Origin of the sequence: Streptomyces zaomyceticus (genome assembly GCF_014656215.1) — a bacterium.
GTDB lineage: Bacteria > Actinomycetota > Actinomycetes > Streptomycetales > Streptomycetaceae > Streptomyces > Streptomyces zaomyceticus.
In genome coordinates, this window is the sequence record NZ_BNBZ01000051.1 from 12372 (window position 1) to 33877 (window position 21506).

Genomic DNA, 21506 nt, shown 5'->3' on the forward strand with positions numbered 1-21506 from the left:
TTCGATTTCGGCCATGACTAGCGAGACGTGACGTCTCGTGCGCTGCTAGATTGGTGCCATGTCCGAGACCAAGGCCCCCGACGCCTCCCGCCGCAGCGAGCGCTCCCGCCGCGCCATCTTCGACGCCGCCCTCGCCCTCGTCTCCGAGACCGGCTACGCGAAGACCACGATCGAGGGCATCGCCGCCCGTGCCGGCGTCGGCAAGCAGACCATCTACCGCTGGTGGCCCTCCAAGGCGGCCGTCCTCCTCGACGCCTTCCTCGACCTCGCGGCCCAGGCCAACGAGGCCCTCGGGGGCGACGCCGACAGTGAGATCCCCGACACCGGAGACCTGGCCGCCGACCTCAGGTACGTCCTCCGGGCCACCGTCGACGAGATGAACAACCCCACCTTCGACGCCCCCACCCGCGCCCTCGCCGCCGAGGGCATCGTCGACCCCGAGCTCGGCGCCCGCTTCACCGAGGCGCTCCTCGAACCCCAGCTCAGGTACTACGTCCGCCGCATCGAGGCCGCCCAGGCCGCCGGTGACGTCGACCCGGACGTCGATCCCCGCATCGCCCTCGAACTCCTCGTCGGCCCCCTCCACCACCGCTGGATCCACCGCACCCTGCCGCTCACCCACGCCTACGCCGACGCCCTCGTCGACCTCGCCCTGCGCGGCCTCGCCCCGAGGACCTGAGCGCCGCCCGTCCGCCGCGCGCCCATGAGGAGTGCTTCGTTCCGCCCCCCGGTTCCGCACTCCGGTCACCCGAGGCGCAGGATGGTGGGACCATGGGCAGAGCCGAACGGGCGAGCATGAGGTGTGAGGGGATAGATGGGCGACGGCATCGGCCGCTACCGCGGCACGGAGAGCAAACTCGCACAGTGGCTGCGCAGGCGCCCGAAACGCACCGCGGCCGACGACGAGAACGACCGCGAGACGCTGCTCCTGGCCATCGCCGCCGCCGGGATGCCCCTGGCCCCCGCCGCGTACCCCGTCGGCTACAGCTGTTCCTGTGAGCGGATCGGCTGTCCCACCCCCGCCCGGCACCCCGTCTCCTTCGCCTGGCAGACGCAGTCGACCACCGACCGCGGCCAGATCGAGCGCTGGGCCCGCAACGAGCCCGAGGCGAACTTCGTCACCGCCACCGGCATGGTCCACGACGTCCTCGACGTACCGCTCGCCGCCGGCCGCGCCGCCCTGGAGCGCCTCCTCGCCGAGGGCGTCGAGGTCGGGCCCGTCGCCGAGTCCGCCGAGATCGACACCGTCGGCGGCCGGATGCTCTTCTTCACCGCCACCCGGGGCACCCCCGAGGACGAGGACGAGTGGTGGCCCTGTGAGCTCGACTGCCACCCCGAGACGATGGACGAGCATCCGGGGCTCCGCTGGCACTGCCGCGGCAGCTACGTCCTCGTACCGCCCGCCCGGCTCCCCGGGGACGAGAGCGCCCATCCGGTCGTCGCCTGGGTCCGCGGACCCGAGCACCCGCTGCCCGACCCGCTGAACCTCCTCGAAACCCTTCAGGACGCCTGTGCGCGCCACGCGGCCGCGCGCGAGGCGGAGGGGGACGGCGAGCACACGGCCCACGAGATCGCCTGGCCCCTGACCCGCTGAGCACCCGGCCGGAGCCCTTACCCGTCCGAGCGGCCCCGCGCCCCGCGACGCACCGCGGGCGCCGAGGCCCCTGGGCCGTTTCTTCCGGATCTTGCCGGGCTCGCGGCGTCCGGCACGCACGCTCGCCGCCTTGTCGTCGGTCGTCGATGCTCCGCATGGACTCCCTCCTCCGCCTTGCGAGCGCACGCACCGGACGCCGCTCCCTGATCCGGCCTGATCCGGAAGAAACGGCCTACGAGCCCTGCGCGCCCACCACGCCCTGCAGCCGGCCCGCGACCGTGACCCCGTCGCGGTCCGTACCCGCCGGCTTCACCAGCGCCACCTGGTTGGACACCCACTCCTTGGTGACGGTGTTCTTGACCTCGCCGGTCAGCAGCGCCTTCACCGCCGGGTCGACCTTGGGCCGGTAGCCCGGCGCCGCCGTCTGCCGCTCGAAGAACCGCGTCGCGAAGAAGACGAACGCGCCGCCGTCCTTCGTCCGCAGTCCCAGCGGCGCGAAGTCGCCCTGGTCCGCGGCCCGGTCGATGTACTGGGTGGCGAGCCCGGGCCGGTTCGCGCCCTTCTGCCGCTGCTCCCGCCACAGGGACGTGTGCGCCCCCGCCGTGAACTGCCCCGGCTGCCCGTCCTTCAGGAACGAGACGTACTCCTTGCCGAGGTCCGCGGGCGCGACCGCCAGCGCGTCGCTGTCCGCGGCGACCGGCACCGCGTACCCGCCCTCCTCGGCGAACTCGGGCACCTGCGCCGGGCCGAGGACCACCAGATGGGCGGCCTCCCACAGCTGCTGGGGCCCGTTGCGTACGAAGACCAGGAGCCAGCGCTGGTCGCCGGCCCCCTCGTCGGTGTCCCGGTTGGAGTCGGTGTCCGCGAGGAACCAGCGCGGCCAGCCCGCCTTCTTGGGCAGGACGAACCGCGCGTCCGTCAGTTCGAGGGGCCGGTGGTTCGGGTTGCCGCCGGGAGTGGTGACCGCCCGTGCGCGCAGCCCGGCCTGGTTGATCTCCCCGAGCGGACCGGTGACCCGGCCCGCGTCCATGGCGGGGTCGTAGGCCTTGTCGGCCTTGTTGTAGGCGCTCGTGAAATCGGCGAGGGCCTGCGCGGCCTCGGCCTCCGTGGCCGGCGGCATCAGCGCGAGTTCGCCGTGCACGGTCACACAGCCGCTCGCCGTCAGCGTCAGGACGGTCGCCGCCGCCGTCGCCGCAAGGAGTCTCGCGGGCCGCCGTGCCGACGGCCGCTCAAGCGGTCGTCCCGGCGCTCGCCTCAGCGTCAGCCTTCTCATCGGTCGCCTTCTGCTTCTTCACCCGCACGGACGGACCCGACCCTATCGGGGACAGGAACAGCGCGAGCGTCGGGATCAGATACAGCGCCCACACCGTGACCTGAAGGACCGTCGGGTTCGGCTGGAAGTTGAAGACGCCCTTGAGGAGCGTGCCGTACCAGCTGTCCGGCGGGATCGTCGCCGAGATGTCGAAGGCCTTGTTCGCGAGGCCGTCGAGGAAGCGGGCCTCCTGGAGGTCGTGCACGCCGTAGGCCAGCACACCCGCCGCCACCACGACCAGCATCCCGCCGGTCCAGGTGAAGAACTTCGCCAGGTTGATCCTCAGCGCGCCCCGGTAGAACAGCCAGCCGAGCAGTACCGCGGTGAGCAGGCCGAGCAGGACACCGGCCAGCGGTGCGAACGTGCCGTCCGAGGAGGCCCGCACCGACGCCCACACGAACAGCGCCGTCTCCAGACCCTCGCGGCCCACCGCCAGGAAGGCGGTGGCGACCAGCGCGCCCGTGCCCATCCGGAGGGCCGCGTCCAGCTTGCCGTGCAGCTCGGACCTGAGGTGCCGGGCCGTGCGCCGCATCCAGAAGACCATCCAGGTCACCAGGACGACCGCGACGATCGACAGCGAGCCGCCGAGCAGCTCCTGCGCCTCGAACGTCAGCTCCTGGGAGCCGAACTCCAGGCCGGCGCCGAAGGCCAGGGCCACACCGACGGCCACGCCGATGCCGATCCAGATCGGCTTCAGCGCGTCCCGCCGGCCGGTCTTCACCAGGTAGGCGATGAGGATGCAGACGACCAGGCTGGCCTCCAGGCCCTCGCGCAGGCCGATCAGGTAATTGCCGAACACGGCGGTTCCTCCCGGGGATACGTGAGTGCTACGCGAACAGCGCCCGGCCCCACCAGTCGTCCTTGTCCCGGACGCCCGGCGGGACGGCGAACAGTGCCGAACCCACGTGCTGGATGTATTCGTTGAGGGCGTCGGCGCGGGCCAGGGACGTCTGCACCGGTATGAAGCCGGTCCGCACGTCCTTCTGGTACGCCAGGAAGAACAGGCCGGCCTCCAGGCGCCCGAGGCCGTCCGTGCCGTCGGTGAAGGAGTAGCCGCGCCGCAGGATCGTCGCCCCGGCGTTGGTGTCGGGGTGCGCGAGCCGGACGTGCGAGTCCGGCTTCATCGCCTTCAGGAACGGCTCGTCGTGCTCCTTGGCCTTGCCGACGGGCGCGCCCTCGCGCTTGTCGCGGCCGAAGATGTCCTCCTGCTCGGCGAGCGGCGTACGGTCCCAGGTCTCCACGTTCATCCGGATCCGCCGGGCGACGAGGTACGAGCCGCCGTCCATCCAGGCCGCGGGGCCCTCGGCGTCCTTGCCGGATACCCACACGTGCTTCGCGAGCCGCTCGGTCTCGGTGCCCGCGATGTTGCGGGTGCCGTCCTTGAAGCCGAAGAGGTTGCGGGGGGTCTGGGCGTCCGGGGTCGTCGAGGACGTCTTGCCGAAGCCCAGCTGGGACCAGCGCACGGCGACCTTGCCGAAGCCGATCCGCGCCAGGTTCCGGATGGCGTGCACGGCGACCTGGGGGTCGTCGGCGCACGCCTGGACGCACAGGTCGCCGCCGCTGCGCGCCGGGTCCAGGTTGTCGCCCGGGAACCTGGGCAGCTCCACCAGGCCCCCGGGTCGCCTGTCCTTCAGCCCGAAGCGCCCGTCGAAGAGCGTGGGGCCGAAGCCGATGGTGAGGGTGAGCCGGGAGGGCTTGAGGCCGAGGGCCTCTCCGGTGTCGTCCGGCGGCGCCTCCGGGAGGCCGCCGTACGCCCCGTCGCCGACCTCGGCGCCCGCCGTCATGCGCTCGGCGGCCCGCGTCCAGTCCTTGAGGAGCTGGACCAGCTCGGCGCGGTCCTTCGTCGTCACGTCGAAGGCGGCGAAGTGCAGCCGGTCCTGGACGGCGGTGGCGATGCCGGCCTGGTGCGGGCCGTGGAACGGCACGGCCGCGCCGCTGTCGGCGACGGGCACGGGGGTGTCCCCGTCCCGGGCCAGCAGGGCGGCGCCGCCGGCCGCGGCGGCGCCGAGCGCGAGCCCGGCACCGCCCCAGGCGACGACGGTACGGCGGGAGGGCGCGGCGCCCTCCCGTGCGGGGGTCTCGTCGACGGGCTCGCTCATGTCCGTTTGCCTCTCGCTCACTTGACGACGGCGGCGGCGAGCTTGGAGAGCGGCTCGGCCAGCGCGTTGACGCCGTCCGAGAGCTCCTTGCGCTCGGGCTCGCCGACCTTCTCGTACGAGGTGAAGACGTAGCTGTTCTTGTCGGCGCGGTACTTGTCGAGCAGCGTGTTCAGGGCGGCGAACTGCTTGTCCAGCTCGGCGACGAGCTTGGGGTCGTTCTTCGTGGCGACCGGCTTGAGCAGGTCGAAGGACTTCTGCGCGCCCTCGACGTTGGCCTTGAAGTCGACGAGGTCGGTGCGGGAGTAGCGCTCCTCCTCGCCGGTGACCTTGCCGGTGGCGACCTCGTCCAGGAGCTCCTTGGCGCCGTTGGCCATGGAGGTCGGGGTGATCTCGGCCTTGCCGACCCGCTTCACCCAGTCCGCGAGGTCCTTGTCGAGGAGGTCGGCGAGCTGCTTCTCGCGCTCGCCGATCTTCTTGTCCTGCCAGAGGGCCTTCTCCAGGCGGTGCCAGCCGGTCCAGTCCTTGGCCGGGTCCTGGCCCTCCTCCAGGCCGTCCTCGCGGACGTCGACCTTGGGGTCGATGTCGCCGAAGGACTCGGCGACCGGCTCGGTGCGCTCCCAGCCGATCCGGGACTCGGCGTAGGCCTTCTTCGCGGCCTCGATGTCACCGGCGCGGACGGCGCCGGTGAAGACCTTCACCTTGGGCAGGGTCGCGTCGGCCTGGGCCTGGACGTACTGGCGGTAGGCGGCGACGGCCGCGTCCATCTCGGGGGAGCGCTTGGTGCCCGCGGCGCCGCCGGTGGCCTTGACCTGACGGCGGATGCCGTCGCCCACCATGCCGGGCTTGCAGGCGATCGTGTAGGCGCCGGCCTTGATCTCGGCGGTGATGGTGGCCTTGGTGCCGGGGCCGATGTTCTCGCGCTCGGTGACGATGCGGTCGTCGGGGTAGAGGACGTAGACCTCGGTCACCTTGGAGCCGCGGTTCTCGACGGCCAGCTTCAGGTGTCCGGCCGGGAACTCCGACGCCGAGACCTCGCAGGAGTCGTCCTTGGCCACGACGGTGACCGTGCCGTCGCCCGCCTTGGCGTCACTCTTCTCGGTGCAGCCCGTGACGGCGGTCAACGCCGCCGCGGTCGCTGCGGCGGTGAGGACGGAGAGGCGAACGGCTCGCATGAGGACTCCAGAAACGCGGGTACGGGGACTGAGGCGGACCTAACTTAACCGAGGCTTACCTCAGCCATACCCGGCCGTCCAGTGATTCGGCTCTCAGATCCGGCGGACCGGACACGGCAGGATCACAAGGGCTTCATGAGGTCCTCATGACCAGGTCAAGACCCGGTCAAGGGAGGGGTATTGTCCCGATTTCCGCCTCGCGTCGCGCTCGCGCCCGTCCCGCTTCGGTCCGTCGGGGTACGACGAGAGGGACGCCGGTCCTCGGATGCGGGAACACCTCCACCGGCTGCCGGTACACCCGGCTCAGCAACTCCTCCTCGAGAACCTCCGCGGGCGGCCCCTCCACCGCCACCCGGCCGTCGTGCAGCACCCCGACCCGGTCCGCGTGCGCCGCCGCGAGCCCGAGGTCGTGCAGCACGACCACCACGGCGTCCCCGGCCGCCGCCCGCTCCCGGCAGACCCGCAGGACCAGTTCCTGGTGACGCAGGTCCAGGGCCGCCGTCGGCTCGTCGAGCAGCAGCAGACCGGTCCGCTGGGCCAGGACCCTGGCCAACGCGACCCGGGCCCGCTCGCCGCCCGACAGCGCGGAGAACGGGCGCTCGGCGAAGGCCCCCACCTCGGTGGCCGCCATCGCCTCGGCGACGGCCGCCTCGTCCTCGTCCTCCCGCTCGGTCCCCGCCCACGGGGCCCGGCCCATCCGCACCACGTCGGCGACGGCGAACGGGAAGGAGAGCGCGGCGTCCTGCGGCAGCACCGACCGCCGCAGGGCGAGTTCACCGGCCGGCCAGCCGTCCGCCGGCCGACCCGCGATCCGCACCTCCCCCTCGCTCGGCGCGAGATCGGCGGCCAGCGCGGCGAGCAGCGTCGACTTGCCGGCGCCGTTGGGTCCGACCAGGGCGAGGACCTCACCGGCCCGCACCTCGATCCCGACGCCGTCGAGCACCGCCCGGCCGCCGCGCTCGATCCGGATCCCGGCCGCCTCCGCGACCACCTCGCCGGAGGCGGCGGGGGAGGGCAGCGTGCGCGTACGCCGGTTCGGGAGCATCGGGAGCAGTCCCCGGAGCCGTACGGATGTCATGCCCAACCACCTTGCCTGCGACGGGTCCTGCGCAGCAGCCAGAAGAAGAACGGGCTGCCGAGGAGGGCGGTGAGGACGCCCAGGGGAAGCTCGGCCGGGGCCGCCGCCGTACGGGCCGCGAGGTCCCCGGCGGTGAGGACGACCGCACCGCCGAGCGCACTGCCCGGTACCAGGAAGCGGTGGCCGGGGCCGTTCGCCATCCGCAGCAGATGCGGGACGAGCAGACCGACGAAGGTGATGATCCCGGCCACCGCGACCGCCGCCGCCGTGAGCAGCGCCACCACCAGGATCAGGGCGACCCGCAGCCGCTCCACGTCCACGCCCAGATGACGGGCGGGACGCTCGCCGAGCGCGAGCAGGTCGAGCCGGCGGGCGTAGAAGGGGGCGACGGCGAGGCCGAGGAGCGCGCACGGCAGTACGGCGAGCACCTTGGGCCAGGTGGCCTGGGCGAGCGAACCGAGCTGCCAGAAGGTGATCTGGGTGACCTGCGCGTTGTCGGCGAAGAAGATGAAGAGGCCGATGAGCGCGCCCGCGAAGGCGTTCACCGCGATACCGGTGAGGATCAGCGTCACCACCTCCGTACGGCCGCCGGAGCGGGACATCGCGTACACGAGGAGCACGGTGGCGAGCCCGGCGACGAACGCGCAGACCGTCACCGTCCAGTTGCCGAGGAACGAGAGCCCGAGGGCGATCGCGCCGACGGCGCCGACGGCCGCGCCCGCGGAGATGCCGATGACCCCCGGCTCGGCGAGCGGATTGCCGAACACGCCCTGCATCAGGGCGCCCGCGCAGCCGAGCGAGGCGCCGACGAGGACGGCGAGGACGACCCGGGGGAGCCGGATGTTCCACAGGACGCTCTCCGCCGTGCGGTCGAGCGCGTGTCCGCCGAGCCCGATGCGGTGCTGCACCGAGGCGAGGACGTCGCCGAGCGGGATCTCGTACGCCCCGATCCCGGCGGAGAGCAGGGCGAGGAGGAGCAGGACGCCGAGGAGGGAGGCGGTGAGGACGGGGGCGGCGGCACGCCGGCGGGGGGCGGCCTCGGCGCCGGAGGAGGCGGAGGCGGAGGCCACGACGGAGGCGTCGTCGGCCGGGTCGGCGGGAGGGGTCGGGGCGGTGGTGTCGGCCGGGTCGGGCGACGGGGCCGTCTCCCCTTCCCTCGGGGGCTTCTGGAGCGCCGTCACCTGTCCTCCCCGTACAACTGGCCGACCAGGGACTTCAGCACCTGGTCGGTGCGCGGCCCGTAGTTGAGGAGGACGCCGTCGTCGACGGTGACGACCCGGCGGTCGGCGCCGGCCGGGGTCTCGGCGACGCCCGGGATCTTCACCAGGCCGTCGATCCCGCCGACGGAGTCGAGTCCCTTGCTCATGACGAGGATCGCGTCCGGCGCGGCCTTCGCCAGTGCCTCGCTGGTGATCGGGGTGAAGTCCTTGGTCAGGCCGGACTCCTTGCCCGCGTCGACCGCCCCGGCGGCTTCGAGCAGGGAGCTCGCGCCGGACTCGGCGCCGCCGAGCAGATAGACGGCGGCGGTGCCGCGCACGTACAGGAAGGCCACCCGCGGCTTCTCCTCGCGGGCCGGAATCCCCTTCCGTACGGCGTCGATCCGCTCCTGCGTGCGCTTCCTGAGCGCGGTCCCGGAGTCCGGTACGCCGAGGGCGTCGGCGACCGCGTCGATCCGGGCCCCGACGTCGGCGAGCGCCTTGGCGGGCTTCACCACGACGAGCGGGATGCCCGCGTCCCGGATCTGGGCGACGGCCTCGGCCGGGCCGGTGGTGCTCTCGGCGAGGACGACGGTGGGCCGGAGGGAGAGCACGCTCTCGGCGGAGACGTCGTGGGCGCGGGTCACCACCGGGAGTTTCTCCGCCTGTTCGAAGGTGGCCGTGATGTCCCGGGCGACCACCTTCCCGCCGAGGCCGAGGGTGAAGACGATCTCGTTGAGCGAGCCGCTGAGCGGCACGATCCGCTCGGTGGAGGTGATGGTGACCGGGTGTCCGTCGGCGGAGGGGACGGTGACGGGCAGTCGGGGCGCGGCCGGGGCGGCGAGCGGCTCGACCCGGTCGGCGGCGGACGCGGCGCCGCGCGCGGGACCCGCACCGCTTCCGCTTCCCTTCCCGCCGCCTCCGTCACCGCAGCCGGTCGCCCCGAGGGCGAGGGCGAGCACTGCTGTCAGCGCTCCCGCGAGGCGAGTTCTGCGCACCGGACACCGTCCTGTCGTTCGTTCCGCTTCGTACTGCCGTGGTGCTGGTTCAGCGACTTCGGTCCCGGGGATTCCGGCCGAGGCTCGGCATAGTTTAGGTTAGCCTTACCTCACTTGCCAGCCCTCGGAGGGGTTCCATGCCGCTGTCCAGACCCGCCCGCGCGCTCGCCGTGACCCTGTTCGCGACCCTGCTCGCCGCTCTCGTCCCGGCCGGCGCCGCCCACGCGGAGAGCCGCACGGTGCAGGGCGGACGGCTCGACTGGGGCATCAAGACCTCCTTCCAGAGCTATGTCACCGGACCCATCGCCCAGGGCAACTGGGGCCTCACCGGCGGAGCCGCCACGGTCGGCGGCAGCCAGTTCCGCTTCCACTCCGCCCAGGGCTCGTACGACCCGGCCACCGGCGCCTTCGAAGCCGCCTTCTCCGGCGGCGTCCACTTCACCGGCCACCGCAAGGCGGACGGCACCCACGAGCTGGACCTCACCATCAGCCGTCCCCGGGTCCGCATCCAGAACGGACAGGGCACCCTCTACGCCGACATGGCGAGCAAGGCCAAGGGCAGCGGCCGTGTGACCACCACCCCGCAGGTGCCGCTCGCCACGCTCCGGCTCGGCGGCATCGACATGCGCGGCGGAGGCAGCCCCGTCTCGCTCTCCGGCGTGCCCGCCACCCTCACCTCGCAGGGCGCCACGGCCTTCGCCGGCTACTACCCGGCCGGCGCCGCGCTCGACCCCGTCAGCCTCACCGTCGACGTCCGGTCGCCGCGGAAGACCACGCCCACCACCGCGCCCACCATGCCGGTCGAGCCCACCGCGAAGCCGACCACCGGGCCCACCACCCCGTCGGCCACGGCGGGTTCGCCCACCGGGAGCCTGCGCACGGCGGCCGTCGACTGGGGCGTGCGCCGCACCTTCCGCGAGTACGTCACCGGCGCCATCTCCCAGGGCCGGTGGACCCTCGCCGACGGCGCCCAGGACGGCGGCGCGCTCTTCCGCTTCCCGAGCGGCAAGGGCACGTACGACCCGAGGAAGGGCACCCTCGACGCCGCCTTCGCGGGCAGCGTCCGCTTCACCGGCGCCCACCTCGACCTGACGCTCGGCAAGGTCACCGTGAAGGTCACCGGCGGCACCGGCACCCTCGGCGCCGACGTCACCAGCGCGGGGAAGACCGAACGGGCCGTCCCCCTCGTCACCTTCACCGCCCGCGACCTCACCCCGAAGAACGGCCTCGCCGTCGTCACCGAGGCCCCCGCCACCCTCACCGAGGGCGGCGCCAAGGCCTTCGGCGGGATGTACCGGGCCGGGACCGCGATGGACCCGGTGTCGCTGGCCGTCACCGTCGACGCGAAGGCACAACTGCCCGCGCTTCCGGACCTCGGCAGCGACGCCAAGCCCACGCCGTCCACCGCCGCGCCTTCGGCCCCGGCGGCCCCGGCTCCCGCCCCCGCCGCCTCCGGGGCCTCATCATCCTCCTCTTCCTCCACCGGCCCGTACGTCGCGATCGGCGCGGGCGTGCTGCTCGTCGCCGCGCTCGCGGTCTTCGCCGCCGTACGCCGCCGCACCGGCCCGCCCACGGCCTGAGCCCCACGGCCCGAGCCCACCCCCCCCGTATCTCCGCGCGCACCCCCTCGCGCCCCCGCCCCGCGTCCCACCTAGGAGAACCCCGTCATGGCCATCCCCTTGCGCCGTTCCGTCACCCTGGCCGCCGCCGTCGCCACGGCAGCCGCCCTGGGGACGGGAGCCGTCGTCCTCGCCCTGCCCGCGGCGGCCGAGGGCGCGCCCCCGATGACGCTGGTCGACGGCAGGCTGGACTGGGGCATCAAGCAGTCCTTCCGCTCCTACCTCGCGATGCCCTTCGCGCACGGGCGGATCACCGTCCAGGGCGGTGCCGAGCAGGCCGCGAACAACGGTGTCTTCACCTTCGTCGACGGCACCGGCACGTACGACATGAGCACCCACGGCACGGCCACGTCCTTCAAGGGCGGCGTCCACTTCGAGGCCCACGAGGGCGCTCTCGACATCCTGATCTCGGACGTCAGGCTGGCGACGAAGGGTTCGGCGGCGCCGACCGGCGAGATCACCGCCGATGTCGTCACCAAGGAGAAGGACGGCTCCTTCAGCACCCGCGAGGACATCGCCTTCGCCGCGCTCGACATGACCGGCGTCCGCCCCGGCCAGGGCGCGGGCGGCGCGATGGTGTTCAAGGACATACCGGCGAAGCTGACGAAGGACGGCGCGGCGGCGTTCGCGGGCTTCTACAAGGAGGGGGACGCGCTCGACGCGGCCACCCTGACGGTGAAGGCGGGCAGCCGCCCGACGACCCCGCCGCCGACCACGGAGCCGCCGACGACCCCTCCGGTGACCACGGAGCCGCCGACGACCCCTCCGGTGACGACCGAGCCGCCGACGACCCCTCCGGTGACCACCGAACCCCCGACGACCCCGCCGGTGACCACGGAGCCCCCCACAACTCCTCCCGCGACCACCGAGCCGCCCACCACGCCGCCCCCGACCACCGGGCCGCCGACGAGCCCGACGCCGACCGCGACCGATCCGACGAGCCCGGCCCCGACCACGACGGCGCCGACGAGTCCCGCCCCGACCACGACGGCGCCGACCAGCCCCGCCCCGACGACCGCGCAGCCGACCGGCGGACCGGCCGCCGTCGTCGACGGCAGGCTGACCTGGGGCGTGAAGGAGAGCTGGCAGCGGTACGTCGCTCAGATCTGCGGCGGCACGGTCACCCCGTCCGAGGGCGCGAAGAAGAACGGCGCGGCCTACGACTTCGGCTTCGTCAAGGCCGACCTCGACGCCGACGCCCGTAAGCTCGACGCCTCCTTCTCGGGCAAGGTCGCCTTCGTCTGCAACGCGCACGGCATCGACTGGACCGTCAGCGACCTGAGGGTCGAGGCCTCCGGTACCACCGGCACGCTGCTCGCCGATGTCACCAGCGCCCAGGGCGCCGGAAAGGACGTGGCGCTCGCCTCCCTCGACCTGTCGAAGTCCGACTGGTCCGCGAAGGACCGGGTCGTCACGCTCGCGAACGTCCCCGCGACGCTGACGGAGGCCGGCTCGGCCACGTTCTCCGCCCCCGGCGGCCGCGGCGGCTACCCGGCAGGTACCGCCCTGGACGCGCTGACGGTGAGCCTCTCGTACGACGACGGCGCCACGCTGCCCCCGGCCACCGGCGGCACCGGCACGTCCGGCGGCTCCGGCTCCGCCGGGACCTCCGGTGGCACCGGAGGCTCGGGCACCTCCGGCGGCGACGGCTCGTCCACGACGGGCGGCGGTACGGTCGGTGGCGGCGGAACCGTCGGCGGCGGCACGGCCGGCGGTGCCGGTACGGTCGGCGGCTCCGGCACCACCGGTGGCTCGTCCCTCACGGGCGGCGGCTCCCTCGCGGCGACCGGCGCGGGCGTCCCCACCACCCTCCTGCTCACCACCTCCGCCCTGACCGCCGCGGCCGGCGCCGCCGTCGTCGTCGCGGTGCGCCGCCGCGCGAAGGAGTCCTGACCCACCGGCCCCACCAGGCAGGGCCGCCCCCGATTCCCGGGTGCGGCCCTGCCGGCGTGCCGCGGAATGGTTCAATTTCAGTCATGAACACGACCGTGCCCAGCGCCGCCACCGACATCGACGTCCTCCGGGTCTTCTGCTCGGGCGACGGCCGTTACGGCAATGCCCTCGGAGTCGTACGGGACGCACGTACCCACCCCGACGAGGCCTCCCGGCAGGCGCTCGCCAAGGAGCTCGGGTTCAGCGAGACCGTGTTCGTGGACGACGTGGAGCGCGGGATCGTCGACATCTACACCCCCGGCGTACGGCTGCCGTTCGCCGGACACCCGCTCGTCGGCGCCGCCTGGCTGCTCGACCTGGAGGTCGTCCACCCGCCCGCCGGCGAGGTGTGGGTGCGCGGCGACGGGGAGTTCACCTGGATCGAGGCGCGTGCCGAGTGGGCGCCGCCGCGGACCCTGCGGCAGTACGGCTCCGCCGCCGAGGTGGAGGCCCTCCCCGTGCCCGAGCCGGGCGAGTGGATCTACGCCTGGGCCTGGGAGGAGGAGGCCGCGGGCCGGATCAGGGCGCGGGGGTTCCCGGGGCGGGGCGACGGCATCGACGAGGACGAGGCCACCGGCGCGGCGGCCCTGCTGCTCACGGCGGAGCTGGGACGGGCCCTGAACATCACGCAGGGCCGGGGTTCGCAGTTGCTCACTGCCCCCGGCCCTGACGGCATCGTGGAACTCGGCGGACGGGTCCGCCTGGAGGGAATCCTCACGCGCTGAGCGGGAACTCGCCGCCCAGCTGGTGGAAGACCGCGCTGTTGAAGGCGAACGCCCGCTTGCACTCGTCGACGATCCGCTGCTTCTCCAGGTCGTCCGCGTTCACCGCGTCGAGCAGCTCCCGGTACGTCCGCTTGAAAGCGGCCGGGTTGGAGATCTCCTCGAAGACGTAGAAGCGGACGCCGTCGCCCTTGCGCGTGAAGCCCCAGGTGCGCTCCGCCTTGTCGCGGATGATCTGACCGCCCGACAGGTCGCCCAGGTAGCGCGTGTAGTGGTGGGCCACGTACCCGGCGGGCCAGTCACGGGCGCACTCGGCGACCCGCTCGGCGTACGCCACGGTGGCGGGCAGCGGGGAGACCCCGGCGCGCCAGTCGGGGCCCCGCAGATGGGCCAGGTCCTGCTCCAGCGCGGCCGTGCGGAACAGCTCGCGCTGTATGAACGGCCCGGCGACCGGGTCCTCGCGCAGTGCCTCCGCACCCTCCTCCAGGGCCCGGTACACGACCCAGAGCTGCTCGGTGTAGCGCGCGTAGGCGTCGACCGCCAGGCGCCCGCCGAGGAGGTCGCCCATGAAGGACGAGGTCTCCGCCTCCGTGTGCTGCTCGTGCGAAGCCGTACGGATGAGCGTGGAGAAGGGCGTGTCCAAGGCGTGCCTCCGAGACCGATGGGACGGGAACCAGTGACGATCCTGCCAAGTTAGGCTTACCTAAGTCAACTGGTTCCCGACGTCCTGTCGGTAAAGAGCTACCCCGCCGAGGGGTCAGGGCAACGTGAGGATCTCGGCCCCGTTCTCGGTCACGACCAAGGTGTGCTCGAACTGCGCCGTCCGCTTGCGGTCCTTGGTCACCACGGTCCAGCCGTCGTCCCACATGTCGTAGTCGTGGGTGCCGAGCGTCAGCATCGGCTCGATGGTGAAGGTCATGCCGGTCTTGATCTCGGTGGTGTGGTGGGGCGAGTCGTAGTGCGGGACGATCAGGCCGGAGTGGAAGGACGAGTTGATGCCGTGACCGGTGAAGTCACGGACGACGCCATAGCCGAAGCGCTTGGCGTACGACTCGATGACCCGCCCGATGATGTTGATCTGGCGGCCCGGCCTGACCGCCTTGATCGCCCGGTTCAGGGACTCCCGGGTCCGCTCCACGAGCAGCCGCGACTCCTCGTCGACGTCACCGCAGAGGTAGGTGGCGTTGTTGTCGCCGTGGACACCGTTGATGTACGCCGTGACGTCGAGGTTCACGATGTCGCCGTCGCGCAGGACGGTGGAGTCCGGGATCCCGTGGCAGATGACCTCGTTGATCGAGGCGCACAGGGACTTCGGGAACCCGCGGTAGCCGAGGGTGGAGGGATACGCGCCGTGGTCGCACATGAACTCGTGCGCGACGCGGTCGAGCTCGTCGGTGGTGACACCGGGAGCGATGTGCTTGGCGGCCTCCTCCATCGCCTGAGCGGCGATGCGGCCGGCGATCCGCATCCGTTCGACGGTGTCGGAATCCTGCACCTCGGGCCCGCTGTACGGGGTCGGGGCGGGCTTCCCGACGTACTCGGGGCGGCGGATGGAGCCCGGAACGGAGCGATGGGGGGAGAGCTCCCCCGGGACGAGAAGCGACTGGCCAGACATGCCAGCGAGTCTAACGACCGGGTCTTGGGGCAGCATGGTCCCAAGGGAAGGAGCCGACGACGATGGCCCTGTTCAAGAAGCGCACCGCGGGCAAACCGGGCGAGTGGTACTACTGCCTGGAGCACAAGAAGGTCGAAGAGGGCCCCGATTGCCCGGCGAAGAACCGCTTCGGCCCGTACGCCACCCGTGAGGAGGCCTCCCACGCGATGGAGACCGCCCGTGAGCGGAACCTGGAGTGGGAGACCGACCCGCGCTGGCACGACAGCAGCCGGACCGAGGAGAACCCCGACTAGGTCACGGGAGTGCGGCCGGGACCGTTCGGACGGTCCCGGCCGCACTGTCCCGCGCCGGGTTCCCTACACCGTCTCCTGCGGGGCGGCGGCGCCCCGCGCGGCATCCTGCTGGGCCTTGCGGCGCAGCGAGTCCTCGTCGGTCTCGGAGTCGTACGTGAGGAGCTTCGGCAGCGCGAGGCAGAGCAGCCCCACCGAGGCGACGCAGGCGACCCCGCCCGTCCAGATCGCCGACCGGGTGCCGGTCCAGCCCGCCATCGCGCCCGCCCTGACCTGGCCGAGCTGCGGACCGACGCTGTAGGAGAGCACCTCGATGCCGGCGAGCCGGCCACGCAGCTCCTCCGGGATCGTCTGGTTCCAGATCGTCGAGCGGCCCAGGCCGCTCAGCATGTCGCCCGCCCCGGCGAAGGCCAGGCAGAGCAGGACGAGCCAGATGTTCCCGAACCAGCCTGCCGCCGCGATGGCCAGGCCCCAGCCGGTGGCGCCCGCGACGACGAGCAGCCCGTGCCGTCGCACCTTCGACGTCCAGCCGCTGGTCATGCCCAGCACCAGCGAACCGAGCGAACCCGCCGCGTACATCAGACCGAGCGACCAGTCCGCGTCCAGCTCGTCCGCGAGGAACGGGAAGATCGTGTTCGGGAAGGCGAAGAACATCGCCGCGAGGTCGATCGCGTACGTGCCGAGCAGCACCGGGCGCGACCAGGCGTACCGGGCTCCCTCCGCGATGCCCCGCAGGGAGGGCTTCTCGGCGTCGTGCGCGGGCGGTGCGGGGGAGAGGCGGCGGCACAGCAGCACCGAGGCGGCGAAACCGGCGATCGTCACCCCGTACGCGGGCGCGTGTCCGGCGTACGCCACGACCAGGCCCGCGAGCGCCGGGCCGGCGATCGCGCCCATCTGCCAGCGCAGCGAGTTCAGCGCGGCCGCGGCCGTCTGGTGCTCGTGCGGCACGATCCGGGCGAGGAGCGAGTCCAGGGCCGGGCGCTGGAGGCCCGCGAGCGCCGAGACGCCGGCGGCCACCACGTACAGCGGCCAGAGCATCGGCTCCGGGAGCAGTGCGTTGACCAGCAGGATCAGGGCGAGCAGCCCGAGACCCGCCTCGGTCGCGAGGATCACCTTCCGCCGGTCGACCGCGTCGGCGAGCGCCCCGCCGTACAGCCCGAACACCACCAGGGGCACCAGCTCGACCGCGCCCATCGCGCCGACGGCGAGCGGCGAACCCGTCATCTCCTTGATCTGCAGGGGCAGGGCGATCATCGCCATCGCGCTGCTGAAGTAGGTGACGAGCCCCTGAACCCAGAGGAGCCGGAAGTCGCGCGACGCGCGCCACGGCGCCAGATCGGGCAGCAGGGCGGAGAGTTTCGCGAGCGCAGGGGACACGAGAGGCCATGCTCCGTCGAAGAGATGCCCGAGGCAACCGAATATCCGGTGGACCTCGAGCTCTGCGCCACCGGCCGACCGTCACCGTGGGTGCCGTGCCGTGCTGTGCCGCGCCGCGCTACCAGCGGGACGGCGGTGGGGCCGTCAGACGGTCCGCCAGGTCCGAGAGGCGGTCCCGGAAGCGCCGGCGTCCGCGTGGGGACGGCAGGCTGTTCTCCCCGGCCGCCGCGCTCACCAGGTGCTGCACCGTGTCCAGGTCCACCTCCGCCCCCTCCGCGACCGTGAGCGTCTCGTGCGCGAGCCCCCGCACCTCCTCGTCGCCCCCGTCGAGCGAGAGCACCGTCGCCCCGGCACGGCGGGCGTCGTGCACCCGCTGGAGCAGCCCCCCGTCCGGCCGCTCCGGCGCCACCATCAGCAGCGTCGCCCCGCGCCCCGCCGCCTCGAGACGGCCGAGGCCGACGGCCAGGTGCGCCGGATCGCCCGGCCGCACCCGGTGGCGCACCAGCGTCGGCGCCAGCTCGGGCAATCCCGACCAGGCCGACTCGTCGACCAGGTGCGCCGCCAGGTGCCAGGGCTCGTACTCCGCCGTGCCGACCAGGAGCAGCCCACCCCGGTGCGGGACCACCGAGGACCGGAGCGCGCCCGCGAACCGGCGAGCCGCCCGGGGCCACTCCGTCCCGGCGAGCACTTCCCGCAGCAACGCGACCCGTACGGCATCCATGGGCCCGCATCCTGCACCAGGCCGGGGCTCCCGCGCGGCCGGTTGCCGGGGTTCCACCCGTACGGGAGCCCCGGCATCCGGCGGCGCGCCGCCCCGACCGGTCGGTAATGTCGGGTCCATGACTTCCTCCAGCGACTCCACCGGCACCCCCGGCACCACCGCTCCCGCCGCGCCCAAGGCCGCGCCCAAGGATCCGTGGGACCTTCCCGACGTCTCCGGCCTCGTCGTCGGCGTCCTCGGCGGCACCGGCGACCAGGGCCGCGGCCTCGCCTACCGGCTCGCCAAGGCCGGCCAGAAGGTGATCCTCGGCTCCCGCGCCGCCGACCGCGCGCGGGAGGCCGCCGAGGAGATCGGCCACGGCGTCGAGGGCGCCGACAACGCCGAGTGCGCCCGCCGCAGCGACATCGTGATCGTCGCCGTGCCGTGGGACGGCCACGCCAAGACCCTGGAGTCCCTGCGCGAGGAACTCGCCGGCAAGCTCGTCGTGGACTGCGTCAACCCGCTCGGCTTCGACAAGAAGGGCGCCTACGCCCTCAAGCCGGAGGAGGGCTCCGCCGCCGAGCAGGCCGCCGCGCTGCTGCCGGACTCCCGGGTCGCCGCCGCCTTCCACCACCTCTCCGCCGTCCTCCTCCAGGACACCTCGCTGGAGGAGATCGACACGGACGTGATGGTCCTCGGCGAGGAGCGCGCCGACGTCGAGCTCGTCCAGGCCCTCGCCGGCCGCATCCCGGGCATGCGTGGTGTCTTCGCCGGCCGGCTGCGCAACGCCCACCAGGTCGAGTCGCTCGTCGCCAACCTGATCTCCGTCAACCGCCGCTACAAGGCCCACGCCGGCCTCCGCGTCACCGACATCTGATCCGGGCCCGCGTCACCGGCATCCGATCCGGGCCCTCGGAACCGACATCCGATCCGGCCCCCCGGAGCCGACCCGTCCGACCCGGCTCTCCGGACCGGCGGCCCGAACCGGTCGTCGTGTCCGGCCGAGCCGGAGTCGGGACGCTTCAGGGCATGGGGGACACTGGACGGGCACGAGCAGCCGTACCCGGACAGGAGCCGACCCCCATGCCCCGCCTCGCCCTCTTCGCCCTCGTGGTCTGTGCCCTGGCCGTCACCGCGGCCGTCGTCTCCTTCGTCGAGGGCAGCTTCCTCGGCGTCGTCTGGATTCTGATCGCCGGGCTCTCCTCCAACATGGCCTGGTACTACGTCCGCCGCGCGAAGGTCGAGAAGGCGGCCGCGGCCGCCGGCACCGAGGCGTAGCCGCCCGGACCCGGCGGAACGCCCCGGCTCAGACCTGGCAGAACTCCGGCGCCTCCTGCCAGAACCGGAACAGCTGCGAGCCGCAGTAGCGGGAGCTGTCCGGCACCCCGAGGGACTGCAGCAGCGCGTCGATCGCGTCGAAGAAGGCCGTGTTGACCGCCGGCACGAACAGCAGCGCGATCACGATGAAGAAGCCGTACGGCGCGTACGGCTCGATCTGCCGCTTCACCTTGTACGACAACCAGGGCTCGAGCACCCCGTACCCGTCGAGCCCCGGCACCGGCAGGAGGTTCAGCAGCGCCGCGGTCACCTGGAGGAACGCCAGGAAGGCCAGCGCGAACCGGAACGCGAGCGGCACGCCGTCGAGCGCGTCCAGCCAGAACGGTGCCGTGCAGACCACGGCGAAGAGCACGTTCGCCAGCGGGCCCGCCGCCGAGATCAGGCTGTGCTTCCAGCGGCCCTTGATCCGGCCCTGCTCGATGAAGACCGCGCCGCCGGGCAGGCCGATCCCGCCCATGATCACGAACAGCACCGGCAGGACGATGCTCAGGACGGCATGGGTGTACGCGAGCGGGTTCAGGGTCAGATAGCCCTTCGCGCCCACCGTGATGTCCCCGCCGTGCAGGGCCGTACGGGCGTGCGCGTACTCGTGCAGACAGAGCGACACCACCCACGCCGAGGTCACGAACAGGAAGATCGCCAGGCCGGTCGAGGCGGCGAAGTCCGTCCACACCGCCCAGCCGGTGACGGCCATGACGGCGAGGATCGCCAGGAAGACGGGGCTGATCCGCCGTTCGTGACGCCGGGTGGTGGCCGTGGTCATCGCGGAAACTCCCAGGGGACTCGGGGCTGAAGGGACGCCTGACGGCGGGGTCGTGAGGGCCTGACGCGAGCGCCCGATGTGCGGGAAACGTACCGGGCGGCGGGGGGAGTTCCGGAGTCGGGGACCCTCTCACGGAGAATGGGCCCGTGCGCTACTCCGTCCTCGGCCCGACACTCGCCCACTCGCCCGACGGAACCGACGTGGCCGTCGGCGGCCCGCGGGTCCGTGCGCTGCTCACCGTCCTCGCCCTCCGGGCGGGCCGGACCGTGCTCGTACCGGACCTCGTCGACGAGGTGTGGCACGGCGACGAGCCGCCCGCCGACGCCGTCGCCGCGCTCCAGGCCCTCGTCGGGCGGCTCCGCAAGGCCCTCGGCCGCGACCGGGTGATCTCCGCCGACGGCGGCTACCGGCTCGACGCCCGGCCCGAGGACGTGGACACCCGCCGCTTCGAACGGCTCGCCGCCGAGGGCGTGGCGGCGCTCGGGGCCGGGGACCCGGCCCGGGCCGCCGACCTGCTCGACGAGGCCCTCGGGCTCTGGCGGGGGCCCGCCCTGGCCGATCTCCCCGACCGGGAGGCGGAGGCCGCCCGCTGGGAGGCCCGCCGCCTCGACGCCCGACGGGCGAGGCTCGACGCGGCACTCGGGCTCGGAGAGGCGTCCGAGGCCCTCCTCGAAGTGACCGCCCTCTGCGCCGCCCGCCCCTTGGACGAGCCGCTTCAGGCCCTGCGGATCCGTGCCCTGCGGGACACCGGCCGGGCGGCCGAGGCCCTGGCCGCGTACGAGGCGGTCCGGCGCGCCCTCGCCACCCGCCTCGGCACGGATCCGTCGCCGGCCCTGCGGGCCCTCCACGCGGAGCTGCTCGCGGGGCCGGGGCCGGGGACGGCCGGGCCGGGGCACACGCCCGGGCCGTCGACGACGCCCACGGCGAGGCCGGACAGGCCGGGGAAGTACGACGGGCAGGAGAAGCGCGAGAAGCCGCGGAAGCCCGAGAAGCCCGAGAAGCCCGAGAAGCCCGAGAAGCCCGAGGAGTCCGAGGCGGCGGAGAAGCCGGCAGGGGCGGAGAGGACGGCGAGCGCCGTCCGGGGCAACCTGCGCGCGCGGCTCACCAGCTTCGTCGGTCGTGACGAGGAGATCGCCGTCCTCCAGGAGGACCTGGCGGCCGCCCGGCTCGTCACCCTGCTCGGGCCCGGTGGCGCCGGGAAGACCCGGCTCTCGCAGGAGGCCGCCGAGCGCGGGGCCGAGGCCTGGCCCGGCGGTGTCTGGGTCGCCGAACTCGCGCCCGTCACCGACCCGGCAGCCGTCCCCGAGGCCGTCCTCGCGGCCGTCGGCGCCCGCGAGACCGTCCTGCGCGGTGCGGGAGCCGAGGAGCTGCGGGCCGGGGACGACCCGCTCGCCCGGCTCGTCGAGCACTGCGCGGGACGCCACATGCTGCTGCTTCTCGACAACTGCGAGCACGTCGTGGCCGCCGCCGCCGAGCTGGCCGAGACCCTGCTCGCCCGCTGCCCCGACCTGCGGGTCCTCGCGACGAGCCGGGAGCCGTTGGGGGTGCCGGGGGAGGTGGTGCGGCCGTTGGGTCCGTTGGCGGCGGGGACGGCGTTGCGGTTGTTGGGGGAGCGGGGTGCGGCGGCGCGTCCGGGGTTCGTGGTGGGTGAGGATCCGGGGGCGGCGGAGGAGATCTGTCGGCGTCTGGACGGTCTGCCGC

At 73.3% G+C, this 21506-nt stretch carries 21 protein-coding genes; 9 read left to right on the forward strand and 12 right to left on the reverse strand.

Translation table 11 applies throughout. The annotated features are described in order from the left end of the window. Positions 1-58 precede the first annotated feature (58 nt). Positions 59-679 (forward strand): TetR/AcrR family transcriptional regulator, encoded by a 621-nt coding sequence (locus tag IE311_RS35035; RefSeq protein WP_189835933.1) that lies wholly within the window; start codon positions 59-61, stop codon positions 677-679. 135 nt (positions 680-814) lie between these two features. Then, on the forward strand, positions 815-1594 hold the full coding sequence (locus IE311_RS35040; protein WP_189835934.1) for a bifunctional DNA primase/polymerase: 780 nt from the start codon (positions 815-817) through the stop codon (positions 1592-1594). A gap of 232 nt (positions 1595-1826) precedes the next feature. Here IE311_RS35040 and IE311_RS35045 read toward each other — a convergent pair whose 3' ends face one another. From IE311_RS35045 to IE311_RS35075, 7 genes are all read right to left on the reverse strand, one after another. Beyond that, positions 1827-2867: a hypothetical protein gene (locus IE311_RS35045; protein ID WP_189835935.1), complete on the reverse strand. Its 1041-nt coding sequence runs from the start codon at positions 2865-2867 to the stop codon at positions 1827-1829. Further along, complete coding sequence (gene efeU / locus IE311_RS35050; RefSeq protein WP_189835936.1) at positions 2824-3705, reverse strand: iron uptake transporter permease EfeU; 882 nt, start codon at positions 3703-3705, stop codon at positions 2824-2826. Before efeU ends, IE311_RS35045 begins: the two co-directional genes overlap by 44 nt. 28 nt (positions 3706-3733) lie before the next feature. Next, positions 3734-5005, reverse strand: coding sequence for an iron uptake transporter deferrochelatase/peroxidase subunit (gene efeB / locus IE311_RS35055; protein ID WP_189835937.1), 1272 nt, complete (start codon positions 5003-5005; stop codon positions 3734-3736). Between the two features lie 17 nt (positions 5006-5022). Continuing rightward, positions 5023-6177 carry an iron uptake system protein EfeO gene (gene efeO, locus IE311_RS35060; RefSeq protein WP_189835938.1) on the reverse strand — a complete coding sequence of 385 codons (1155 nt, stop codon included), beginning with the start codon at positions 6175-6177 and terminating at the stop codon, positions 5023-5025. 166 nt (positions 6178-6343) lie between these two features. Further along, complete coding sequence (locus tag IE311_RS35065; protein WP_229902360.1) at positions 6344-7255, reverse strand: heme ABC transporter ATP-binding protein; 912 nt, start codon at positions 7253-7255, stop codon at positions 6344-6346. Next, complete coding sequence (locus IE311_RS35070) at positions 7252-8325, reverse strand: FecCD family ABC transporter permease (protein ID WP_189835953.1); 1074 nt, start codon at positions 8323-8325, stop codon at positions 7252-7254. The genes IE311_RS35065 and IE311_RS35070 overlap by 4 nt, the downstream gene beginning before the upstream one ends. A gap of 107 nt (positions 8326-8432) precedes the next feature. Further along, complete coding sequence (locus tag IE311_RS35075) at positions 8433-9449, reverse strand: heme/hemin ABC transporter substrate-binding protein (RefSeq protein WP_229902361.1); 1017 nt, start codon at positions 9447-9449, stop codon at positions 8433-8435. A 137-nt stretch (positions 9450-9586) separates the two neighbouring features. Here IE311_RS35075 and IE311_RS35080 point away from each other — a divergent pair, with 137 nt between their 5' ends. The 3 genes from IE311_RS35080 to IE311_RS35090 all read left to right on the forward strand — a co-directional run bounded on the left by IE311_RS35080 (position 9587) and on the right by IE311_RS35090 (position 13725). Further along, positions 9587-11029 carry an HtaA domain-containing protein gene (locus IE311_RS35080; protein ID WP_189835939.1) on the forward strand — a complete coding sequence of 481 codons (1443 nt, stop codon included), beginning with the start codon at positions 9587-9589 and terminating at the stop codon, positions 11027-11029. Between the two features lie 87 nt (positions 11030-11116). Beyond that, entirely contained in the window at positions 11117-12961 is a 1845-nt protein-coding gene (locus tag IE311_RS35085; protein ID WP_189835940.1) for an HtaA domain-containing protein, read from the forward strand. A gap of 83 nt (positions 12962-13044) precedes the next feature. Next, positions 13045-13725, forward strand: coding sequence for a PhzF family phenazine biosynthesis protein (locus IE311_RS35090; protein ID WP_189835941.1), 681 nt, complete (start codon positions 13045-13047; stop codon positions 13723-13725). Here the strand turns inward: IE311_RS35090 and IE311_RS35095 are convergent. Together IE311_RS35095 and map are read right to left on the reverse strand one after the other, a co-directional pair. Then, a complete protein-coding gene (locus tag IE311_RS35095) occupies positions 13715-14365 on the reverse strand; it encodes a biliverdin-producing heme oxygenase (protein WP_189835942.1) in 651 nt (216 codons plus the stop codon). The two genes, IE311_RS35090 and IE311_RS35095, sit on opposite strands and share 11 nt — an antisense overlap. 114 nt (positions 14366-14479) lie before the next feature. Next, a complete protein-coding gene (gene map, locus IE311_RS35100; RefSeq protein WP_189835943.1) occupies positions 14480-15337 on the reverse strand; it encodes a type I methionyl aminopeptidase in 858 nt (285 codons plus the stop codon). Positions 15338-15399: 62 nt separating this feature from the next. On the opposite strand from map, the gene IE311_RS35105 reads away from it, so the two are divergent. Further along, the gene (locus tag IE311_RS35105) at positions 15400-15630 is read left to right on the forward strand and encodes a hypothetical protein (protein ID WP_189835944.1); all 231 of its coding nucleotides are present in this window, start codon (positions 15400-15402) and stop codon (positions 15628-15630) included. A 63-nt stretch (positions 15631-15693) separates the two neighbouring features. Here IE311_RS35105 and IE311_RS35110 read toward each other — a convergent pair whose 3' ends face one another. After that, the gene (locus tag IE311_RS35110; RefSeq protein ID WP_189835945.1) at positions 15694-17004 is read right to left on the reverse strand and encodes an MFS transporter; all 1311 of its coding nucleotides are present in this window, start codon (positions 17002-17004) and stop codon (positions 15694-15696) included. A gap of 118 nt (positions 17005-17122) precedes the next feature. After that, positions 17123-17725, reverse strand: coding sequence for a hypothetical protein (locus tag IE311_RS35115; protein ID WP_189835946.1), 603 nt, complete (start codon positions 17723-17725; stop codon positions 17123-17125). A 118-nt stretch (positions 17726-17843) separates the two neighbouring features. Here IE311_RS35115 and npdG point away from each other — a divergent pair, with 118 nt between their 5' ends. Beyond that, positions 17844-18581, forward strand: coding sequence for an NADPH-dependent F420 reductase (gene npdG / locus IE311_RS35120; RefSeq protein ID WP_189835947.1), 738 nt, complete (start codon positions 17844-17846; stop codon positions 18579-18581). A 152-nt stretch (positions 18582-18733) separates the two neighbouring features. Then, positions 18734-18982 (forward strand): hypothetical protein, encoded by a 249-nt coding sequence (locus tag IE311_RS35125; RefSeq protein WP_189835948.1) that lies wholly within the window; start codon positions 18734-18736, stop codon positions 18980-18982. Between the two features lie 28 nt (positions 18983-19010). Here IE311_RS35125 and IE311_RS35130 read toward each other — a convergent pair whose 3' ends face one another. Next, positions 19011-19805, reverse strand: a complete 795-nt coding sequence (locus IE311_RS35130; protein WP_189835949.1) for a site-2 protease family protein — start codon at positions 19803-19805, stop codon at positions 19011-19013. Between the two features lie 146 nt (positions 19806-19951). On the opposite strand from IE311_RS35130, the gene IE311_RS35135 reads away from it, so the two are divergent. After that, positions 19952-21506, forward strand: a 1555-nt coding sequence (locus tag IE311_RS35135; protein ID WP_189835950.1) for an AfsR/SARP family transcriptional regulator, incomplete at its 3' end; no start/stop codon positions are given.

Excerpts from the sequence above, each read along its gene's own strand:
- IE311_RS35035 (WP_189835933.1), top strand. The coding sequence starts at position 59 with ATGTCCGAGACCAAGGCCCCCGACGCCTCCCGCCGCAGCGAGCGCTCC.
- IE311_RS35040 (WP_189835934.1), top strand. The coding sequence starts at position 815 with ATGGGCGACGGCATCGGCCGCTACCGCGGCACGGAGAGCAAACTCGCA.
- IE311_RS35045 (WP_189835935.1), bottom strand. The coding sequence starts at position 2,867 with ATGAGAAGGCTGACGCTGAGGCGAGCGCCGGGACGACCGCTTGAGCGG.
- efeB (WP_189835937.1), bottom strand. The coding sequence starts at position 5,005 with ATGAGCGAGCCCGTCGACGAGACCCCCGCACGGGAGGGCGCCGCGCCC.
- efeO (WP_189835938.1), bottom strand. The coding sequence starts at position 6,177 with ATGCGAGCCGTTCGCCTCTCCGTCCTCACCGCCGCAGCGACCGCGGCG.
- IE311_RS35065 (WP_229902360.1), bottom strand. The coding sequence starts at position 7,255 with ATGACATCCGTACGGCTCCGGGGACTGCTCCCGATGCTCCCGAACCGG.
- IE311_RS35080 (WP_189835939.1), top strand. The coding sequence starts at position 9,587 with ATGCCGCTGTCCAGACCCGCCCGCGCGCTCGCCGTGACCCTGTTCGCG.
- IE311_RS35085 (WP_189835940.1), top strand. The coding sequence starts at position 11,117 with ATGGCCATCCCCTTGCGCCGTTCCGTCACCCTGGCCGCCGCCGTCGCC.
- IE311_RS35090 (WP_189835941.1), top strand. The coding sequence starts at position 13,045 with ATGAACACGACCGTGCCCAGCGCCGCCACCGACATCGACGTCCTCCGG.
- map (WP_189835943.1), bottom strand. The coding sequence starts at position 15,337 with ATGTCTGGCCAGTCGCTTCTCGTCCCGGGGGAGCTCTCCCCCCATCGC.
- IE311_RS35105 (WP_189835944.1), top strand. The coding sequence starts at position 15,400 with ATGGCCCTGTTCAAGAAGCGCACCGCGGGCAAACCGGGCGAGTGGTAC.
- IE311_RS35115 (WP_189835946.1), bottom strand. The coding sequence starts at position 17,725 with ATGGATGCCGTACGGGTCGCGTTGCTGCGGGAAGTGCTCGCCGGGACG.
- npdG (WP_189835947.1), top strand. The coding sequence starts at position 17,844 with ATGACTTCCTCCAGCGACTCCACCGGCACCCCCGGCACCACCGCTCCC.
- IE311_RS35125 (WP_189835948.1), top strand. The coding sequence starts at position 18,734 with ATGGGGGACACTGGACGGGCACGAGCAGCCGTACCCGGACAGGAGCCG.
- IE311_RS35130 (WP_189835949.1), bottom strand. The coding sequence starts at position 19,805 with ATGACCACGGCCACCACCCGGCGTCACGAACGGCGGATCAGCCCCGTC.